A 20,087-nucleotide genomic window follows, 5' to 3' on the forward strand; every position below is an offset into this window, starting at 1 on the left:
GCCGTGGTCACCGGGCTGCACCTCCGAGCCGGATGCGCGGGTCGATGGCCGAATAGGCCACGTCGACCAGCAGGTTGATCAGGATGTAGGCGGCGGAAGTGCACAGCACCACGCCCTGCAGGGTCGCGTAGTCGCGGGTGAAGACGGCGTCGATGGTGAGCTTGCCGAAGCCGGGGAGGACGAAGATCTGCTCGGTGACGACCGCGCCCGAGATGAGGTGGCCGAGTTGGAGGCCGAGCACGGTCACCACGGTGACCAGGGAGTTCCTGAGCGCGTGCCCGCCGATGACCTCGCGCCGTGACAGTCCCTTGGCCCGGGCGGTGCGTATGTAGTCGGCGGAGAGCGAGTCGAGCATGGCCGCCCTGGTCTGCCGCATGACGACGGCCGCGAGGCCCGAGCCGAGGACCACCGCGGGCAGCACCATGCGGCGCAGGTTGTCGAGGGGATCCGTGCCGAAGGGTACGTAGCCGGAGGCCGCGAAGACGGGAACGGCGATGGCGAAGCCGAGGACGAGCACGATGCCCAGCCAGAAGGTCGGAACGGACAGCCCCAGCAGCGCCACGGCATTGGCGAGCCACTCCTCGGGCCTGCCCCGCCGGACGGCCGCGACGACGCCTGCGCCGATGCCAAGTACGACCGCGAACAGCAGGGACAGCGCGGCGAGTTCGAGGGTCACGGGCAGTGCCTCGGCGATGGCGTCGGAAACCGGGAGTCCGGTGCGCGACGAGGTGCCGAGGTCTCCGGTGAGGGCGTGTCCGACGAACCGTCCGTACTGGATCACGATGTTGTCGTCGAGTCCGTACTCGGCACGGATCGCGGCGAGCGCCTCGGGGCTGCGCTCCTCTCCCGCGAGGGCGAGCGCCGGGTCGCCGGGCAGGGCACGGATGCCCGCGAAGACCACGACGGAGACGAGGATGAGCGTGATGACGCACTGGCGCAGGCGTGTCAGGAGATACGCGGCCATGGGGTTCCGTGGAGCGGGGAGCTTCATCATCGGGCGTACCCCGCGTTCCTGACCCGGACCAGGCCGTCACCGTAGACGCGGACGCCTGCCACGTCCTTGCGGGCGACGACGTAGTTCTTTTGCCGGTAGAGGTAGATGAGGGCGTGCTGGTCGTTGGCGCGGCGGGTCAACTCGTCGTAAATGCGAGCTCGTTCGTCCGGTTCGGCCTCGGTCCGGCCCCGGTCGATCAGGTCGTCGATCTTGGGATCGGAGATTCCGTAGGAGTTCATGGCACCCCGGGTCTTCAGGAAGCTGGCGATGTTGCCGTCCGGGTCGAGCCGCCCGGACCAGCCGCTGAGGTAGGCGTCGTAGTCGCCGGAGTCGGCCTCTTCGAGGAGCGTTGCGTACTCGGTGGGGCGCAGGGTGACGTCGAACCCGGCCTCCTTGGTCATGGCCTGGATGACCTGCCCGACGCGGTTCTGCTCGGGCGTCGTGGAGACCTTGAGCTCGAGCCTCACCGGGGTCTTCACGCCCGCTTCCTTCAGCAGCCGCTTCGCCTCGGCGACGTCCCGCCCCGGGCACTGCGACGCCTTGACGCCGGGCGCGACGGCGGATTCAGGCGATATCGGGCCACATGCAGGTTCGTACATGCCCTGGAAGACGACCTTGTTGATCAGACGGCGGTCGATGGCGAGCTCGAAGGCTGCACGCACGCGTGCGTCGCGCGCGAGGGGCGTGTCGATACGGCCGGGCTTCTCACCGAGGCCCTTGACGTTGCCCACGTTGAGGCCGATGCCCTGGTAGCCGAGCGAGGGCGAGTTGAAGAGCTGGAGCTCCGGCTCGGTGAGGGCGCTCCGGACGTCGACGGGGGTCATCTGGTCGCCGATCTGGATGTCGCCCGAGCGCAGGTTGGCGAGGCGCACGTTGCCGTCGGGGATCGGCCGGTAGACCACCCTGTCGAGGTGGACCGTGTCGGCGTCGTAGTAGTTCGGGTCCTTGACCAGCACGACGCGGTCGCCGCCGACACGTTCCTCGAAGCGGAACGGGCCGACGCAGGACGGGTGGTTGGTGAAGTTCTTGCCGTACTTCTTGAGCGCGGCCGACGACATCACCATGCCGGAGCGGTCGGCGAGTACGGCGGTGAGTGGGACGTAGCGCTGCTTGAGGGTGAGCTTGACCGCGTACCGGCCGGTGGCCGCGGCGCTCTCGAGCGGAGCGAGTTCGGTGGCGCGGGCGGAGCCCGGCAGGTCGCGGTGGCGGAGCAGGGAGGTGACGACGGCGGCGGCGTCGAGCGTGGTGCCGTCGCTGAACCGGGCGTCCTTGCGGACGCTGAAGGTGACCGTCCGGCCGTCGGGTGAGGTCTTGGGCAGGGCGGTGGCGAGCTGGGGGACGACGGTGCCCCTCTGGTCGACGTCGTAAAGCTTCTCGCACATACCGGCGAAGACCGTGCGGCCCACGAGTGTCTGCGCGAGCGACGGATCGAGCTTGTCGGGATCGGAGGCGAGCGCGACCGTGAGGGTGCCTCCCTCGCGTACGGGACGGTCGTCGGCCATGCGCTCCCCGCCGACCTCGGTGGCCGAGGACTGCAGGGAGCCGCAGCCCGCCGTTGTGGACAGGACCAGGACAACTGCCGTCAGAGCAACGGCTGTTCGGCGCACGAGGACAGACCTCCGGCGGGGGGATGCGCGATCAAGGAATACCGTGGAACGTATTTCGCATACATTCGATGATCAAGGGGTCCGACCGGAAGGACTGCGGGAAACCTGTGAAGTTTGAATGTCACAGCGCGACATAAAGGTGCACGCTACACACATTGACCTGACCGTCGCGCGGAACGGGCCGCGGGCCGATCGCGGTGACACACAGGGCGATCGCGGTGGCACACGGGGCGATCGCGGTGACACACGCGCGATCGCGACGACGCGCGGGCCGTACGAATGCCGCGACTTGCCGCGCGTACCGCCAAGCGGATGGCACGATGGCCGCCATGACCACCGGTCCTGGCTTCCGCCTCGCGCGCTCCGCGATCTTCGCGGGCGCCTGTGTGGCGACGACGGGCCTGGGCCATGCGTTGATGTCCGGTGATGCGCTGCCGGGCCGGGTCGTCGGCTCCGCGTTCGCCGTCGTCGTCCTCGCCACGTGGTTCCTGACCGGGCGCGAGCGCGGGGCTGCCATGGTGACCGGCGCGACCGTGGTCACCCAGATCGCGCTGCACCTGGCCTTCACCCTGGCCTCGCCGCAAGCGGGCCCTGACGCCACGTCCTCGACGGCGCATCACATGGCCGGTATGGGGACGGGCTCGGGCATGAGTACGGGCTCAGGCGCGAGTACCGGCATGGCGCACATGCACCACGCCGTGGACTCGGCCTCGATGGCGTCGGGTCATGCGCACATGGCGTCCGGCCACGGCACGTCCCTCGGGATGGTGCTGGCCCACGCCCTGGCAGGGCTGCTGTGCGGCCTGTGGCTGTGGCGGGGCGAGGCCGCGGTGTTCCGGCTCGGCCGGGCCCTCACCGCGTTCCTCTTCGCGCCGCTGGAGCTGGCCGTCGGCGTGTTCACGGCGGCAGCGGTGCATCAAGCGCCCCTCTCCGTGCGGCCGTTCCGTCGCGGCGGCCACCGGCTGCGCCGTCTGCTGCTGCGGCACGCCGTCCCACGCAGGGGTCCGCCGGTACGTCCGGTCTGCGTCTGACGCCCGTCCCGGCCACGGCCGGTGACCGGTGAACCGGTGACGTGCCTGAGTACCGGCGCGCGAGCGGCGTACCTGCGTATGTGCGTACGTGCTTGAGCGCCGGGTCTTCTTGAGACCCCGTGGCTCTCCGAGTGCCCGCCTCTGCCTGTCCTGCTCCTGCCTGACCTGCCCGCTGCCTGCCCTGCCGCATCCTGTTCAGCCCGGCCATCGGTTGTCCGTGGCCTGCGCTGACGCGCCGTCGGGGACGGAGTGGCGGTGGGCCGGTCACGGAGACGGGACGGGGCCGTGTGCCCCGGAGGGCTGCCCGCCGGCGGAATCGCGCCCCCGCGCGCCGGTTCCGCCCGCACGCGAAGGACAGTTTGCGATGACCCCTTCCCTGATACGGCCACCGCGCGGCCGCACCCGACCGCACAGCGACACACAGGTCACCGAGTGGGCTCTGGCCGCCCGGGACGGCGACCAGGAGGCGTTCGAGAGTTTCGTCCGTGCCACCCGCGGCGACGTGGGGCGCTTCGTCGCCTATCTCCGTGGCGATGGGGATCCGCACGGAACCGACGACCTCACCCAGGAGACCTATCTGCGGACGCTCACGGCGCTGCCCCGGTTCGCGGGCCGGTCGTGCGCGCGCACCTGGCTGTTGGCGATCGCCCGCCGCGTCGTCGTCGACCGCTATCGCTCGGCCGCCGCCCGTCCGCGTATCGCCGACACCCGCGACTGGCAGGCCGCGGCGGAGCACACGCAGGCCGGTGGCCTGCCCGGATTCGAGGAGGGTGTGGCCCTGCTCGACCTGCTGAGGTCGCTGGACGCGCCGCGCCGGGAGGCGTTCGTGCTCACCCAGCTCCTCGGTCTGCCCTATGCGGAGGCCGCCTGTGCGGTCGGCTGTCCGGTCGGCACCGTGCGTTCCCGGGTGGCCCGGGCACGCGAGGACATGAACGCGCTGCTGCGCCAGGCGGAAGCGCCGCACACACCGAAACCGACGGTCCCGAACCGCAGGTCCGGGGGGCACATACCGTCCGTTTCCCCGGCCCGTCGTGTCCCACATCCCCAGATTCCACACGGAGGTTGAACCATGACAGACGCCAACGGCCTCGAGCCGGTCGCCGCGTTCTGCGGCAACTGCAACTGCGGCTGCCCGCAGCTGTACGTCGACCCGAACGCTCCCGCCGATCGCCGTGTCCTCCTCACGGACGACTTCGGGCAGCGTGTTCAGATGAGTGCGGACCAGTTCGCCTCGCTGGTCGACGAGGCCAAGTCGGGCGCCCTCGACGCCGTACTGAAGGCCTGAACGGGGCGGCGCGGCGGTGCGCCTCAAAGCACCGCCGCGCCGCGGCCCCTTCCGTCGGGGCAGCCGTCATAGGACGTGCCGGGGCGGTTTCGTCCTCAGCCATGTGCCAGGCCGTGGTGCCGAGTTCTCCCTCGGGCCCGATGTCGAGCGGGTCCGCCACACGTACGGTGACGGGATCGTCGCCCGCCGCGGGCGCGATCCGCAGATACGTGCCGGCCTGGGCTCCACTGCGCCAGACCAGGTTCGTCTGCGCCGACTCGCCGGGCTCCAGGATCAGCGGCCCCGGTTCCGCGTCCTCCGGCGGGGCCATGGGGGATGGAGTCGGTTCCCTGGACGGCCTTCACCCCGTCCATGGCCTTGCCGTTCTCGTCCAGGACGCGGACGGACGGATAGCCGTTCAGGCTGTACGGCTGCTTACCGCAGTTGGTGAGGGTCACCGTCTGGGCACGCAGTCCCATGGCGCCGTTCACCGGGCCCGCCGAGATGCGCACACCAGATTCCGTGCAGGCCGTCGCGTCCTGGACGGGCCTGCTCGCGCTCGGCGCCTGACCGAGCGGCCGCTCCGGGGCGAGCGGCGCGGACGATGTCACAGACTGCGCGGGGATGCGCTCGGGGTTCCGCTCGCGATCCAGCTCAGCCGACAGGCCGCAACCGGTCACCGCGAATGCCGACAGGGCGGTGACAACGGCGAACAGGACCGGCCTCAGCCGTATCGCAATCACTCCCTGATCATCCCATGCGACTTGTCGGCGGACGGTGATCGGGCGCGGAACTGCTTTCGCAGGCCGTGCCGCCGGTCCCGCACTGCTGCAGGGCGGCGAGCGATACGGCACAAACGGGGCTCCCCTGTCGCCCCACAGAGACTCGTGTGAAACTGTCGTACCCTCCGCATGCGGGCCGAGCCCAGTGCGGCCCCCCGTCCGCACCGACCCCCGAGAAGTGACCCGTGCGTACTCTTCCTCTGCCGCTCACTCTCACCGCGCGCCTGCTGCCCGTCGCGCTGCTCGCCATCACGGGCTGGGCCTGGACGTCCGGCCCGGGCGCCTCACCGGCCGGGCACACCGAGTCGCCGTCGGGCGGCGGAGCGACGCCCTCGGCGTCCGCGACTGCAGTGGCGGTGCAGACGCACCGCAAGCCGCCCGAACCGTGCGACAGCATTTCGGACAAAACACTCAAGTCCCTGGTACCGGGCGCCAAGACGGCGGGCAAGGAGCTCGCCTCGACCGACAAGTCGGTGCGCCGCACCTGCTCCTGGAACGCGCTCAAGGGCTACGACTACCGGTGGCTCGACGTCACCTTCGAGATCAAGGACAACGACGCGGCGGCCGAGAAGGCCTACAAGGACCGCATCGCGGAGAAGAGCGGCGGAGGGGCGGTCCCCGGTCTCGGCGACACGGCGTACTCCGTCGTGAACCTCACCACCGAGGACAAGCAGGAGACGCGCGAGGGGGTGGTGATCGCCCGCGCGTCCAACGCATTGGTGATCGTCACGTACAACGGCAGTGACTTCGAGACGAAGAAGGCGCCCAGCACGGACGAGATCAACAAGGGTGCCATCAAAGCGGCCAAGGAGGCGGTGGCAGCGTTGGAGGACGGCCAGTAGAACCGACCGTCCTCCACAGCCGACGGCAGCCTGGTAAGGCCTCTACACCTCGGCCCGCTCCTCCCCCCGCCCGGCCATCAGCACCACGTACAGCACCAGCGCCGACGCCAGACCGATCGCCCAGCCGTAGTCCGCGAGCGGCTTGAGGAACGGGATGAGGCCGTCGACCGGGAAGGGCCCCTGCTTCACGCCCTTCGCGTCGACGGTGGAGTACGACCCGCCGACCGCGAGCAGTCCGCCCACCGTGAAGGCCAGGATCGCCCTCCAGTTGAAGCCCGACGCGTACCAGTACCGGCCCTCGCTCTTGTAGAGGTCGGCGAGGTGCAGGACCGTGCGGCGCACGATCCAGTAGTCGGCGATGAGGATGCCGGCCACCGTGCCGAGGAGACCGCCGACCACACCGAGCCACGTGAAGATGTAGAACTCCGGCGTCGAGATCAGCTTCCACGGGAAGATCAGCACACCGATGACGCCGGTGATCAGCGCGCCCGTACGGAAGTTGATGAGCTTCGGGGCCAGGTTGGCCAGGTCGTACGCGGGAGAGACCACGTTGGCCGCGATGTTCACGGAGATGGTGGCGACCAGCACGGTGATCAGCGCGAAGATCAGGCCGAAGACGTTGTCGGCCTTGGCGGCCAGCGTCACCGGGTCCCAGATCGCCTCGCCGTACACCGCCTCCGAACCGGAGGTGACCAGCACCGCGAGGACCGCGAACAGGGTCATGGTGGTGGGCAGGCCCAGCGACTGACCCCAGATCTGGGCACGCTGGCCGGCGCCGAAGCGGGTGAAGTCGGGGATGTTCAGCGACAGGGTGGACCAGAAGCCGATCATGCCCATGAGAGAGGGGAAGAAGACGGTCCAGAAGTCGGCGCCCCAGCCCAGCTTCGAGGGCTGGTCGAGCAGGTGGCCGAAGCCGTCCGCCTTGACGGCGATCCAGATCAGCAGCACGAACGCGCCGACGATGACGAACGGCGCGGCCCAGTTCTCGAAGTGCCGCAGGAAGTCCATGCCCCGGTAGATGATGGCGATCTGCAGGGCCCAGAAGAGGACGAAGCAGAGCCACAGCGGCCACGGGTTGCCCGCGATCTCACCGGCTTTCTCCCACTCACCGCCGGTGAGCTTGGAGCCGAGGGCGAAGATGCCGCTGCCGCCGATCCATGTCTGGATACCGAACCAGCCGCAGGCGACCCCGGCCCGGATCAGCGCGGGGATGTTGGCCCCGCGCACACCGAAGGAGGCGCGGGCCAGCACCGGGAACGGGATGCCGTACTTCGGGCCCGCATGGCCGGTGGCCAGCATCGGCAGCAGCACGATGATGTTGGCCAGGGCGATGGTGAAGACCGCCTGCTTCCAGTCCATGCCGATGGCCACCAGACCGGACGCCAGGGTCCAGCTGGGGATGCAGTGGGCCATGGAGATCCACAGGGCGGCGAAGTTGTACGTCGTCCACTTGCGCTCGGCAAGCGGCACCGGCCGCAGGTCCTCGTTGGCGAAGGGGCTGTGTTCCGGGTAGGCGCCGGGGCTTATCTCCACACGGCCGTCGGCGGCCGTGATCTGGGAGGCCGGGAACTGGGCGGCGGGCTGCGGCGGTGGGCCCGTGGGGACGGTGTCGGTCATGAGCAGGCCAATCAGTGAGGAGTGTAGGGAGAGGCCGTGCCGTGCGGGGGTGGCCGGTGCCCCTCCCCCGGGACCGCGGGAGGGGACGACGAGAGGGCTACCGCTGTGGGCAAGCGTCCCGCATGGCTGGGGCACCTCCCAGCGGTAGCTGGGGGAGGGTGGGCACAGCCCACCACTGCGGTAACGCAACAAACCGCCTGGTCACCCGGCGTTGACCGCCGGAATGACCGTAGACCCATACGCGTCGATAACGCGCTCCTGCGCATCATGCATGTCGTACACCGCGAACTGGTCGACCCCCAGCTCCCGCAACGCCTTCATCTTCTCGACGTGCTTCTCGACCGGCCCGATCACACAGAACCGGTCGACGATCTCGTCGGGAACGAACGCGGTGTCGGGGTTGTCGGCCCGACCGTGGTGCGAGTAGTCGTACCCCTCGCGGGCCTTGATGTAGTCGGTCAGTTCGTGCGGCACCATGTCCGATTCCGAGCCGTACTTGGACACGAGGTCGGCGACGTGGTTGCCGACCATCCCGCCGAACCACCGGCACTGGTCGCGGGCGTGCGCCAGCGCCTCCGGCGAGTCGTCCTCGGTCACGTACGCGGGCGCGGCGACACAGATCCGTACGTCGGACGGGTCACGTCCGGCCGCGACGGCCGCGTCCTTGACGGCCTTCACCATCCACTCGGTGAGGAAGGGGTCGGCGAGCTGCAGGATGAAGCCGTCGGCCTCCTCACCGGTCATCTTCAGCGCCTTCGGCCCGTACGCGGCCATCCAGACGGGAAGGTGCGCGTCCTCCTTCGCCCAGGGGAACCTGATGACCGTGCCGCCGCCGAGGTCGGCCTCCTGGCCGGAGCCGAGGGCGCGGATCACCTTCATGGCCTCGCTGATCCGGGCCAGCGTGTTGGGCTTGCGGCCCGCGACACGCATCGCGGAGTCACCGCGGCCGATGCCGCACACGGTGCGGTTGCCGTACATGTCGTTGAGGGTTGCGAAGGTGGAGGCCGTGACCTCCCAGGTGCGCGTGCCGGGGTTGGTGACCATCGGGCCGACGGTCAGCTTCTGGGTGTTGGCGAGGATCTGGCTGTAGATGACGAAGGGCTCCTGCCACAGCACACAGGAGTCGAAGGTCCAGCCGTAGGTGAAGCCGTTGCGCTCTGCGCGCTTCATCAGGCTGATGACGCGGGAGGCAGGGGGGTCGGTCTGCAGGACGAGTCCGAAGTCCATGGCACCACTCCTAAGTGCTCAGTGTGCTCAGTGTGCTCAGTCTCAGTTGAGGTACTGACAGGTGGAGCGGGGGGTGTAGACGCCGTGCCCGGCACGCCCGGTGAACTCCCGCTCGGTGATGACGAGTTCGCCCCGTGACAGCACGGTCTCGACGCGTCCGGTGATCCGCTTCCCCTCGTACGCCGAGTAGTCGACGTTCATGTGGTGCGTCTCGGCGGAGACGATCTGCTCGGCGCCCGGGTCGTAAATGACGACGTCCGCGTCCGCGCCGGGCGCGATGGTGCCCTTCTTCGGGTAGAGGCCGAACATGCGGGCCGGGGTCGCGCAGGCGATCTCGATCCAGCGCCGGCGGGTGATGTGCCCGTCGACGACGGCCTGGTGGAGCAGGTCCATACGGTTCTCGACGCCCGGCAGACCGTTGGGGATCTTCGAGAAGTCGCCGCGGCCCAGCTCCTTCTGGCCGACGAAGCAGAACGGGCAGTGGTCGGTGGAGACGACCTGGAGGTCGTTCGTCCTGAGGCCCCGCCACAGGTACTTCTGGTGCTCCTTGGGGCGCAACGGCGTGGAACACACGTACTTGGAGCCCTCGAAGTCGGGCTCCGCGAGGTTGTCCGTGGACAGGAACAGGTACTGCGGGCAGGTCTCGCCGAAGACGTTCAGGCCCTCGTCGCGCGCCTTGGCGAGTTCGGCGACCGCCTCCATGGCCGAGACGTGCACGACGTACAGCGGAGCGCCCGCGACCTGCGCGAGCTTGATGGCGCGGTGGGTGGCCTCGGCCTCGAGGAGCGCCTTGCGGACCTCGCCGTGATACCTCGGATCCGTCTCGCCGCGGGCCAGGGCCTGCTGCACGAGCACGTCGATCGCGATGCCGTTCTCGGCGTGCATCATGATCAGCCCGCCGTTCTCGGCGGAGCGCTGCATGGCCCGCAGGATCTGGCCGTCGTCGCTGTAGAAGACACCGGGATACGCCATGAACTGCTTGAAGGAGGTCACGCCCTCCTCCACCAGCAGGTCCATCTCCTTCAACGTGTCGTCGTTGACGTCGGAGACGATCATGTGGAAGCCGTAGTCGATCGCGCAGTTGCCGTCGGCCTTCGCATACCAGGCGTCGAGGCCCTCGCGCAGGGAGTGGCCGACGCTCTGCACCGCGAAGTCGATGATGGTGGTGGTACCGCCCCAGGCGGCGGCCCGGGTGCCCGTCTCGAACGTGTCGGACGCGAAGGTGCCGCCGAACGGCAGCTCCATGTGCGTGTGCGCGTCGACTCCGCCGGGGATGACGTACTTCCCGGTGGCGTCGATGGTGCGGTCGGCCGTCCATGCCTCGGCGGCCGGGGTTCCGTGCGCGGCGAGGGCGGCGATACGGCCGTCCTCGATCAGGACATCGGCATGGATCTCGTCGGCGGCGGTGATGACGAGGCCACCGCGGATGACGGTACGGCTGCTCATTCTCCCTCGTTTCCTCGTGGGGATCCTCGTAGGGAAGGTGGTCCCGCGGGCCCGGCCCCCACAGGTGCCGGGCCCGCGGACCTGCTGCTCATCGGCCCGCTCGGGAGCCGGTCAGAACACGGTCACGGCGCCGTCAGCGGCGTGTACGCCCCCGGGGCCCGGTCGCGGTAGAACTGCCAGCGGTCGCGGACCTCGCGGAGCTTGGCCATGTCCAGGTCGCGGACGACGAGTTCGGTGTCCTTGTCGCTGGCGACCTCCCCGACGAACTGCGCTTCCGGGTCGACGAAGTACGACGTCCCGTAGAAATCGTTGTCGCCCAGTTCCTCCACGCCCACCCGGTTGATCGCGCCCACGAAGTACTCGTTGGCGACGGCCGCGGCCGGCTGCTCCAGCTGCCACAGGTACGCGGACAGGCCGCGCGAGGTGGCCGACGGGTTGAAGACGATCTCGGCGCCCGCAAGACCCAGGGCCCGCCAGCCCTCGGGGAAGTGCCGGTCGTAGCAGATGTAGACGCCGATCTTCCCGGCGGCCGTGTCGAAGACCGGCCAGTCGGAGTGGCCCGGCCGGAAGTAGAACTTCTCCCAGAAGCCCTCGACCTGCGGGATGTGGGTCTTGCGGTACTTGCCGAGGTACGAGCCGTCGGCGTCGATCACCGCCGCGGTGTTGTAGAGGACGCCGGGCTGCTCCTCCTCGTACATCGGCAGGATCAGGACGATGCCCAGCTCCTTGGCGAGCGCCTGGAAGCGCTTGACGATCGGGCCGTCCGGAATCTGCTCGGCGTACTCGTAGAACGCCTTGTCCTGGACCTGGCAGAAGTACGGCCCGTAGAACAGCTCCTGGAAGCACAGGACTTGTGCGCCCTGCGCGGCGGCGTCGCGGGCCGCCTGCTCGTGGACCTGGATCATCGACTCCTTGTCGCCGGTCCAGGCGGTCTGGAAGACGGCGGCGCGGACCACTCTGCTCATCGGGACCTCCGGTCGCTCGGTGTGCCGTGAGCCTAGGAAGCCCGGTGAGCGGCTCGGAGTTGCACCGTGTCACGTCTGCGGCGGGGTGGCGTTCCACGGTGTCACATCCGGAGGACGCGCCCTCAACACCGCCGTGTTCCAGGCAGTTTGCCCCGCTGTTTCCGCCGCGTGCCAGCGCACCACGTCCCATTCCGTCACCCCCGCTGGGCGTCGTGCGCGAGCAGCGCGATGTGCAGGGACGCGGCCTGCTCGAAGTCGTCGAGGTCGACGCCGAGCCGGGCCTCGATGGCCTCCAGCCTGCGGTACAGCGCGGGTCTGCTGACGTGGTGCAGCTGGGCGGTGCGCGATTTGTTGCGTCCGGTCGCGAGATACGTGCGCAGCACGGGCAGCAGATCCGGATCGCCGTCTCCGCCGCCGCACAGCAGCCCGTCGAGCTCGCGCTCCGCGAAGGACTGCACATGCGGGTCGTCCCGCAGCAGCCGTACGAGACCGCGCAGCCTTACGTCGCGCAGCCGCACCAGCATGGGAAGGTCCTGGTCGGCGGGCGTGTCCGCGACGGCCTCGGCGACGTGCAGGGCCTCGCTCACACCGGCGGGCACGTCATCCCAGGCGGTACGGGGCGCAGCGGCGGCGACCACCGGTCGGCCCCCGGTGCACAGCCGGGCGGCGAAGTGCGCGGCCAGGGCGTCGGCGTCCTGGTCGCGGGCGAAACTCAGCAGCACGGCGGTGTACCCGTCGGCCAGCTCGGCGACCAGCCCGGAGAGCCCCAACAGCCGCAGGATCCGGCCCAGTTGGGGCGCATCGCCGTCCCGTACCACCAGCGGCACGAACGTGCGCCGGTTCACCGGCAGCCCGGCGGCACGCGCACGGGGCAGCAGCTGGCGGGCCGGTACGACGCCGGAGACCAGGTCGGTCAGCAGACTCTGTGCGGACTGCTCCTCCCAGGCGGCGACGGTGCCGCCGAGCATGCGGTGCAGGACGAGGGCCTCGGCACCGCGGTCGGCGAGCAGTCTGCCGGTTTCGATGTCCCCGCGGTAGCCGCACAGCACGAGCCTGCCCCACTGTTCGCCGCGTCCGCCGATGTCGGCGCGGATCCAGCCGTCGCCCTCGTTGCCGCCCGCCTGGCGCGCTATGCGCTCCCAGTCGCGCAGCACGTCGTCCACCGCGGACCGCTCGCCCGCCGTGGCGAGGACGCGGTGGGCGAGGTTGGTGAGGATGACGGGGCAGGCGCTGTGGCCTGCGATCTCGTCGAGCAGGCGCTGCAGCGGGGCGCCCGTCGTGATGAGCCCGGTCAGTGCGGTGCGTACGGCCTCGGAGAGGCTCACGGCCGCGAACTTGCGCCGTACGAGCCGCGACTGCACCTCCTCGGTGAGTTCCGCGAACGGGAAGGGGCGGTGCAGTACGACCATCGGCATCCCGCACCGCTCGGCGGCGCGCCGCATGGACTCGGGCGGGGCGGGGAAGGCCCGGCCGAGTCCGAGGACGACGGCCGCGGCCTCCGCGCGGTCCAGCGACCTGATGTACTCGGTCTGGATCCGCACGTCTCCGGCGAGCAGCACGCCGGTGGTGAGCACCATCTCGCCGCCGCTGAGCATCACTCCGACGTCGGCGGCCTCGGCGACATGCACCCAGCGCACCGGCCGGTCGAGCTGCCCGGCCCCCGCCACCACCTCCGGCTCGCCCGCCACGACCCGTTCCAGGGCGAGGATCTGGCGTACGGACAGGGCTGTTTCGGGAGCCGGAACAGCGGTGGTGACGGTCATTGGCGACCCCTCCATGCGACTTGCTAACAGACGCTGCGCAGGGCCCGTTCGAGGATCGCGGCGCCTTCTTCCGCCTCCGCGACCGTGAGCGACAGCGGCGGGGCGATGCGGAGCACGCTGGTGCTGTGGCCCCCGCCCTTGCCGATGAGCAGCCCGCCTGCGCGGGCCTCCTCGAGCACGGCGGCGGCCGCCTCCAGGTTGGCCTCGTCGGTGCCGGGCTTCACCAGTTCCACGCCGATCATCAGGCCGCGGCCGCGCACTTCCCGTACGGTCGGCAGCTGGGCGCAGATGCCGCGCAGCCGCTCGATGAGCAGGCCGCCGACGCGCCGCGCGTTGCCCTGGAGGTCGTGCTCCAGCAGGTACGAGAGGTTGGCGAGGCCCGCGGCCATGGTGACCGGGGAGCCGCCGAACGTCGAGATGGAGTTGGCGTCCAGGCAGTTCATGATCTCGCCGCGGGCCACGACGCCGCCGATGGACATGCCGTTGCCGATGCCCTTGGCGAAGGTGAGGATGTCGGGCGGTCCGGACTGTCCGTGTGCCTGCCAGCCCCAGAAGTTGTCGCCGGTGCGGCCCCAGCCGGTCTGCACCTCGTCGGCGATCCACAGGATGCCGTGCCGCTGGAGGACCTGGCGGAACGCCGCGTACAGCCCGTCGGGCGGGGAGGTGAATCCGCCGACGCCCTGGATGGGTTCGGCGATCAGCGCGGCCACTCCCCCGCGGGTCTGGCCGAGCATGTCCTCGAGGTCGGCGACGCAGGCGGCGATGAAGTCCTCGTCGCTCAGCGCCGCGAACGGCCCGCGGCCGCGGACGCCGCCGTGCACGTACAGGGTCTGCAGCGGCGAGAGGCTGGTCGGGGACCAGCCGCGGTTGCCGGTGATGCCGATCGAGCTGAAGGAGCGGCCGTGGTAGCTGTTGCGCATCGCCAGGATCTGGTTGGAGCGGCGGTACGTGGTGGCGATCAGCAGGGCCGTGTCGTTGGCCTCCGTGCCCGATGTGGTGAAGAAGACCCGGGCGTCCGGGATGCCGGAGAGGGCCGCGATGCGCTCGGCCAGCTCGACCATCGGCCGGTTGAGGTAGAGCGTCGAGGAGTGGATGATCCGCCCGGCCTGCTCGCTGACGGCCTTGGTGACCTCGGGCAGGGCGTGGGCGGTCATCGTGGTGAGGATGCCGCCGAAGAAGTCGAGGTACTTGTTGCCCTCGGCGTCCCAGACGTGCCGGCCCTCGCCGTGCGTGATCTCGATCGGGTCGTCGTAGTAGAGGGCCAGCCAGTCGGGGAGGACGGCGCGGTGGCGGTCGTAGAGGTCTTTCACGGCTGTACCAGTCCTTCGTACGCGTCGGGTCGGCGGTCCCGGTAGAACGCCCACTGGTTGCGTACCTCGTCGATCAGGTCGAAGTCGAGATCCCGGACGACGAGCTCCTCGGCCTTATCGCTCGCGACCTCGCCCACGAACCGGCCGCGCGGGTCGACGAAGTAGCTCGTCCCGTAGAAGTCGTTGTCGCCGTACTCCTCCTGGCCGACGCGGTTGATCGCGGCGATGAAGTACTCGTTGGCGACGGCGGCCGCGGGCTGCTCCAGTTGCCACAGGTACGCGGACAGGCCGCGCGAGGTGGCCGACGGGTTGTAGACGAGCTGGGCGCCGTTCAGGCCGAGCTGCCGCCAGCCCTCCGGGAAGTGCCGGTCGTAGCAGATGTACACGCCGACCCTGCCCACGGCGGTGTCGAAGACAGGCCAGCCCATGTTCCCGGGCTTGAAGTAGTACTTCTCCCAGAAGCCCTTGACCTGCGGGATGTGGTGCTTGCGGTACTTGCCGAGGTACGAGCCGTCGGCGTCGATCACGGCCGCGGTGTTGAAGTAGAACCCCGACTGCTCGACCTCGAAGACCGGGACGACGATCACCATGCCGGTCCCGCGCGCGAGGTCCCGCATCCGGCCCACCGTGGGGCCGTCCGGCACGGGCTCGGCCCAGCGGTAGTGCTCGGCCTCCTGCACCTGGCAGAAATAGGGCGCGTTGAAGACCTCCTGGAACCCGATGATCTTCGCCCCCTGGCGGGCCGCCTCGCGTGCGTGCTCCTCGTGTTTGGCGATCATGGATTCGGTGTCGCCGGTCCAGGTCGCCTGGACCAGTGCGGCGCGTACGACGTTGGCCATGAGCTGCTCCTTCGACGGGAACGTCCGAGAGCCTCTACGCCCGTAGAAACGGGGTGTAGAGGCCGAAAGTAAGCCGCCTCGGGGAGCTGGGCAAGACCATTGCCGTTAACCCGCTGAGTCGATCATGTTTCGCACCCGTGCGGGTGAGATGGGAGCAGGCGCGAGACCCATTCCTGTGTGAGTGCCGCGCGCCCGCCCGCGCTCACGCCCGCCCGTACCCGTTACGCCAGCCCGGCCACCCGGAGTGCGTGCACGACGTCCCAGTGCCGCTCGTCGGACACTGCCTTGACCGCGTCCAGGAGCAGCGGCACGAGCCGCTCCGGGTCACTCTGCGCGCAACGGGCCACCTCCTCGGGGGTACGGACCCGCACGTACACGTCGAGCAAGACGCGGGCCTCGCGGTGCCGGCCCTCGTCGACGAGCCCGACGACGGCGTCGCCGATCTCCCGCGCGGGCCGGACCAGGCCCTGGCGCAGGATCTGGTCGCTGTCCGAGGTGCGGCCCGCTGCGGACAGGGCGTCCGCCGCGGCGACCAGCCGGTCGAGCGGCAGCGACGCGGCCTCCCACAGCAGCGTGGCCCAGTCGGCGCCGAGTCCCGCGCGGTGCAGCTCGGCGGCGAGCAGCGGGAAGCGGGTGGGGGCCCAGTACGCGGCCTCGACGAGTACGGCGTGGGCCTCGCCACTGCGGCCCTCCGCACGCAGCCGGACCAGGCTTTCGACGGCCGCCGTGACGGCCCGGCGTGCCTCGGCGTCGAGCGGCTGGCGCTGCCGGGTGCCCTCGGAGTCCTCGGGAGCTCCGGCGAACCGGGCGCCGCGGCGTGTGCCGACGGTCGTCGCCGGGGCGGGCATCACCGGCACGGGCATCGCGGGCTCGGCGAGGGCGGTGTCCGGCTCAGCCTCGATCCCGGCGAACCGGGCGCTGCCGCGACGGCGTTTGGCGCGGGCCTCGGCTTTGGCTTTGGCTTTGCGACCCTCGGCCTTGCGGGGCTCAGCCTCCCCGGTCTCGGCCTCCCGGGTCTCAGATGCACGGTTCGCGGACCGGGCAGCGGGGTCGTGCCCGGTGTCGCGGGTGGCGCCGGGGGCAGGGCCTCCGGCGGGGGTGCCGGGACGATAGCCGGGGGCGGGCGTGGGGTCGTCGCCGGCCACGCCGGGACGGTAGCCCCCGGCAGAGGCTGGATCGCCACCGGCCACGCCAGGACGATAGCCCCCGGCAGACGCGGAATCGCCACCGGCCACGCCAGACCGATAACCCCCGGCAGACGCGGGACCGCCACCGCTCACGCCAGACCGATAACCCCCGGCAGACGCGGGACCGCCACCGGCCACGCCAGACCGATAACCCCCGGCAGACGCGGAATCGCCACCCGCCACGCCAGACCAGTAATCCCCGGCAGACGTGCGATCGCCGCCGGTGGCGCGGGAACCATAACCCTCGGCAGACGAATGGCCGGTCCCTGTGCCCTCGGGTGCGTACTGTCCGGCGGCGGACGCGCCGCCCCCGGCGGCGCCGCCGTACCCGCCGGCGGCTGCGCGGCCCGGGGCACCCGGCCCGGGGGCCCCCGCCGACGGATGGGCCGGTCCTTCCCGCCGTTGCGCCTGCCTGCCCGCGGCCGCCGACGGTCCACCGGTCGCGGGCGCCTCGTCCTCCGGGCGGAACCAGTCGTCGGGGGCGATGGTGCGGCCTGCAGCGACGGAGTGGCCCTGGCCCGGCCGCCCGGGGCCCGTCGTGCCCACCGGTGCGGCGGGATGCTGCCAGGCCGTGGGATCGTCCGGCGCCCCCGGCCTTCCCCGCACCTCCTGGCCGTCCCGGGTAAAGGCTTCCGCGCCATTCCAGAGCCGGTCCACGGTGGCGATCCGGGAACGCAGTTCGGCGCAGCGTGCGGTCGCGCGCTCGTGGTCGTCGCGGGCCCAGGCCAGGTCGAGTCGGAGGCCCTCCGCCTCGTCCGGCGAGGCGGCGTCGCGCAGCAGCTCGCCCAGTTCCGCCTGGCGCTCGGCGGCGTACCGCTGCTCGCTGAGCATGACGTCGAGCCGGTCGCCGAGCGCCTCACGGCCCCCCGGCCTGGCGTCGTAGGCCGCCAGTGACGCGGCGTGCAGACTGCGCGCCTGCACGGTCTCCGGCCCGGCGACCCAGTCGCCGCGGTCCGCGGCGAGGTCCTGGATCAGGGACTCCACGACGTCCCAGGGCGGCACCTCTCGGCCGTCCAGGCAGGCCTGCATTCCTTCGGGGTCGCGCTGCCAGAAAACGGCACACCAGCCCGCGTCCTGATCGAGCTGCGTCACGAGCCGTCTCAGATAGGCCGCGAACTCCCGGACTTGATCCGGGAGTTGTTCCACTGTCATCGAAGTCCGCCCGTATCAGACTGGAATCTTCCGGTCCGCCAGGAAACACCCGCCGTGTTACAGGAGCGCTACGAGCAGTTTTCAGTGACGCCGCAAAGCTCTCTGGCGGACTGGTTCATGGCTGTGCGGCGGCAGCCCGAGACCCTACGACGCCGGCCGCACCACCATCGCCGAGCCCCCACCCCGCCGTACCGTCTCGGCCGCCGCGAGCCAGCGGCCGTCCGTCAGGCGCTGGACTGCGGTGGCCGCGCCGATTTCCGGGTTCTGGCGGAAGCCGTGGCCGATGGACTCCAGTTCCGCCTTCAGGGGGCTGTTCCACAGGCCCGGTTCGAGTTCCGTGGTCGTCTGGTTGCGCTGGCTGGCCCTGGGGGCGGCGATGGCGTCGACCAGCGGCAGGCCCCGGTCGAGGAAGCCCGTCAGGGTCTGGAGCACGGTCGTGATGATGGTCGCGCCGCCGGGCGAGCCGAGGGCCACCACGGGCTTGCCGTGCTGGTCGAGGACGATCGTCGGGGACATCGAGGAGCGCGGGCGCTTGCCGGGGCCGGGCAGGTTCGGGTCGTGGACATCGGGGCTGGCGGGCGCGAAGGAGAAGTCGGTCAGCTCGTTGTTGAGCAGGAAGCCGCGGCCCGGCACGGTGATGCCGCTGCCGCCGGTCTGCTCGATGGTGAGGGTGTACGAGACGACGTTGCCCCATGTGTCGGCGACCGTGAGGTGCGTGGTGTTCTCGCCCTCGTACGTCGTCGGGGCGGCCTTGTCGCCGGCCGTGCAGGCGGCCGGGTCGCGCGGGTCGCCCGGTGCGAGCGGGCTGGTCAGTACCGCGTCGTCCTTGATGAGGCAGGCGCGCGAGTCCGCGTACTTCTGCGACAGCAGTTCCTTCGTCGGGACGTCCTCGAAGGCCGGGTCGCCGACCCAGCGGCCGCGGTCCGCGAACGCGATCCGGCTCGCCTCGATGTAGCGGTGCAGGTACTCGGCCTCGCTCGCCTTCGACAGGTCCGTCCGCTCCAGGATGTTGAGCGCCTCGCCGACCGTCGTACCGCCGGAGGACGAGGGCGCCATGGAGTAGACGTCGAGACCGCGGTACGAGGCCTTCGTCGGCGCCTGGCGCTTCGTGCGGTAGGCCGCGAGGTCCTTCAGCGAAAGGTCACCGGGCCGGGCCACCCGTCCCGAGGACGGGTCCACGGGCGGCTCGTTCACCGTACGCACGATGTCCTTCGCCATGTCGCCGCTGTAGAGCGCCCCGACGCCCTTGCGCCCCAGCTCGGCGTAGGTGGTGGCCAGATCGGGGTTCTTGAAGATCGAGCCGACCGCGGGCAGCTCGCCGCCGGGCAGGAACAGCTTCGCCGTGTCCGGGAAGTCCTCGAAGCGGGCCTGGTTGGACTCGGTCTGCGAGCGGAAGGTGGCGTCGACGGTGAAGCCGTCGCGGGCCAGCCGCTCGGCCGGTTTCAGCAGCGAGCCCAGCGACCGGCTGCCCCAGGCGTCGAGCGCGGACCGCCAGGTCGCGGGGGTACCGGGCGTACCGACGCTGAGTCCGCTGGTGACCGCGTCGGCGAAGGGGATCGGCTGGCCGTTCTCGAGGAACAGTCCGGAGTCGGCGGTCAGCGGCGCCGTCTCGCGTCCGTCGATGGTCTGGACGGTACGGGACCTGGCGTCGTAGTAGACGAAATAGCCGCCTCCGCCGATGCCCGCCGAGTAGGGCTCGGTGACGCCGAGGGCCGCGGCGGTGGCGACGGCCGCGTCGACGGCGTTGCCGCCCTTCTTCAGGACCTCGATACCGGCGGCGGAGGCGTCGGCGTCCACGCTGGAGACCGCGCCGCCGTACCCGACGGCGACCGGGGTCTTCTCAGGCGGAGCCGTCTCCGAGGAGGGCGGTGCCGCCGCGCCCACCGACACCACGGCCGCCGCAACAGCCACGAACGACAGACTCCGCGCAACAGGGCGACGCATCCGTACCTCCAGTCGACACCGGTCCCGGCAGCGTAACTGCACTGCCATGCTCCCGTCAGGACCACCTTGAACTCGAACGCGAGTACGCGCGACCGCTAGTGTTCTGAGTTAGGAATT

At 70.5% G+C, this 20,087-nt stretch carries 16 protein-coding genes; 4 read left to right on the forward strand and 12 right to left on the reverse strand.

The annotated features are described in order from the left end of the window. Positions 1 to 7 precede the first annotated feature (7 nt). Complete coding sequence (locus tag H1D24_RS12940; protein WP_181657610.1) at positions 8 to 964, reverse strand: ABC transporter permease; 957 nt, start codon at positions 962 to 964, stop codon at positions 8 to 10. 26 nt (positions 965 to 990) lie between these two features. Further along, positions 991 to 2,601, reverse strand: coding sequence for an ABC transporter substrate-binding protein (locus H1D24_RS12945; protein ID WP_309484289.1), 1,611 nt, complete (start codon positions 2,599 to 2,601; stop codon positions 991 to 993). A gap of 329 nt (positions 2,602 to 2,930) precedes the next feature. On the opposite strand from H1D24_RS12945, the gene H1D24_RS12950 reads away from it, so the two are divergent. The 3 genes from H1D24_RS12950 (at position 2,931) to H1D24_RS12960 (ending at position 4,917) form a co-directional block, all read left to right on the forward strand. After that, entirely contained in the window at positions 2,931 to 3,632 is a 702-nt protein-coding gene (locus H1D24_RS12950; RefSeq protein ID WP_181657611.1) for a hypothetical protein, read from the forward strand. Positions 3,633 to 3,996: 364 nt separating this feature from the next. After that, entirely contained in the window at positions 3,997 to 4,698 is a 702-nt protein-coding gene (locus tag H1D24_RS12955; RefSeq protein ID WP_181657612.1) for a sigma-70 family RNA polymerase sigma factor, read from the forward strand. A gap of 3 nt (positions 4,699 to 4,701) precedes the next feature. Continuing rightward, a complete protein-coding gene (locus H1D24_RS12960; protein WP_181657613.1) occupies positions 4,702 to 4,917 on the forward strand; it encodes a hypothetical protein in 216 nt (71 codons plus the stop codon). 95 nt (positions 4,918 to 5,012) lie between these two features. Here H1D24_RS12960 and H1D24_RS42310 read toward each other — a convergent pair whose 3' ends face one another. Then, complete coding sequence (locus H1D24_RS42310) at positions 5,013 to 5,375, reverse strand: DUF4232 domain-containing protein (protein ID WP_258564042.1); 363 nt, start codon at positions 5,373 to 5,375, stop codon at positions 5,013 to 5,015. Between the two features lie 488 nt (positions 5,376 to 5,863). Here H1D24_RS42310 and H1D24_RS12970 point away from each other — a divergent pair, with 488 nt between their 5' ends. After that, positions 5,864 to 6,520, forward strand: coding sequence for a hypothetical protein (locus tag H1D24_RS12970; protein ID WP_181657615.1), 657 nt, complete (start codon positions 5,864 to 5,866; stop codon positions 6,518 to 6,520). Positions 6,521 to 6,562: 42 nt separating this feature from the next. Here H1D24_RS12970 and H1D24_RS12975 read toward each other — a convergent pair whose 3' ends face one another. The 9 genes from H1D24_RS12975 to ggt form a co-directional block, all read right to left on the reverse strand. Further along, the gene (locus tag H1D24_RS12975) at positions 6,563 to 8,137 is read right to left on the reverse strand and encodes an NCS1 family nucleobase:cation symporter-1 (RefSeq protein ID WP_181657616.1); all 1,575 of its coding nucleotides are present in this window, start codon (positions 8,135 to 8,137) and stop codon (positions 6,563 to 6,565) included. A gap of 201 nt (positions 8,138 to 8,338) precedes the next feature. Next, the gene (locus H1D24_RS12980; RefSeq protein WP_181657617.1) at positions 8,339 to 9,364 is read right to left on the reverse strand and encodes a TIGR03842 family LLM class F420-dependent oxidoreductase; all 1,026 of its coding nucleotides are present in this window, start codon (positions 9,362 to 9,364) and stop codon (positions 8,339 to 8,341) included. 42 nt (positions 9,365 to 9,406) lie between these two features. Further along, positions 9,407 to 10,810 carry a dihydropyrimidinase gene (gene hydA, locus H1D24_RS12985; RefSeq protein ID WP_181657618.1) on the reverse strand — a complete coding sequence of 468 codons (1,404 nt, stop codon included), beginning with the start codon at positions 10,808 to 10,810 and terminating at the stop codon, positions 9,407 to 9,409. A 122-nt stretch (positions 10,811 to 10,932) separates the two neighbouring features. Next, positions 10,933 to 11,775, reverse strand: coding sequence for a nitrilase-related carbon-nitrogen hydrolase (locus H1D24_RS12990; protein WP_181657619.1), 843 nt, complete (start codon positions 11,773 to 11,775; stop codon positions 10,933 to 10,935). Positions 11,776 to 11,969: 194 nt separating this feature from the next. Then, positions 11,970 to 13,538 carry a PucR family transcriptional regulator gene (locus H1D24_RS12995; protein ID WP_181657620.1) on the reverse strand — a complete coding sequence of 523 codons (1,569 nt, stop codon included), beginning with the start codon at positions 13,536 to 13,538 and terminating at the stop codon, positions 11,970 to 11,972. A gap of 23 nt (positions 13,539 to 13,561) precedes the next feature. Beyond that, on the reverse strand, positions 13,562 to 14,848 hold the full coding sequence (locus H1D24_RS13000; RefSeq protein WP_181657621.1) for an aspartate aminotransferase family protein: 1,287 nt from the start codon (positions 14,846 to 14,848) through the stop codon (positions 13,562 to 13,564). Next, the gene (locus H1D24_RS13005; RefSeq protein WP_181657622.1) at positions 14,845 to 15,687 is read right to left on the reverse strand and encodes a nitrilase-related carbon-nitrogen hydrolase; all 843 of its coding nucleotides are present in this window, start codon (positions 15,685 to 15,687) and stop codon (positions 14,845 to 14,847) included. Before H1D24_RS13005 ends, H1D24_RS13000 begins: the two co-directional genes overlap by 4 nt. Before the next feature lie 221 nt (positions 15,688 to 15,908). Then, positions 15,909 to 17,966 (reverse strand): hypothetical protein, encoded by a 2,058-nt coding sequence (locus tag H1D24_RS13010; protein ID WP_374064222.1) that lies wholly within the window; start codon positions 17,964 to 17,966, stop codon positions 15,909 to 15,911. 204 nt (positions 17,967 to 18,170) lie between these two features. Then, positions 18,171 to 19,970 (reverse strand): gamma-glutamyltransferase, encoded by a 1,800-nt coding sequence (ggt, locus tag H1D24_RS13015; RefSeq protein ID WP_181657624.1) that lies wholly within the window; start codon positions 19,968 to 19,970, stop codon positions 18,171 to 18,173. Positions 19,971 to 20,087: the final 117 nt, after the last annotated feature.

The organism is Streptomyces himalayensis subsp. himalayensis, from assembly GCF_013778455.1.
GTDB lineage: Bacteria > Actinomycetota > Actinomycetes > Streptomycetales > Streptomycetaceae > Streptomyces > Streptomyces himalayensis.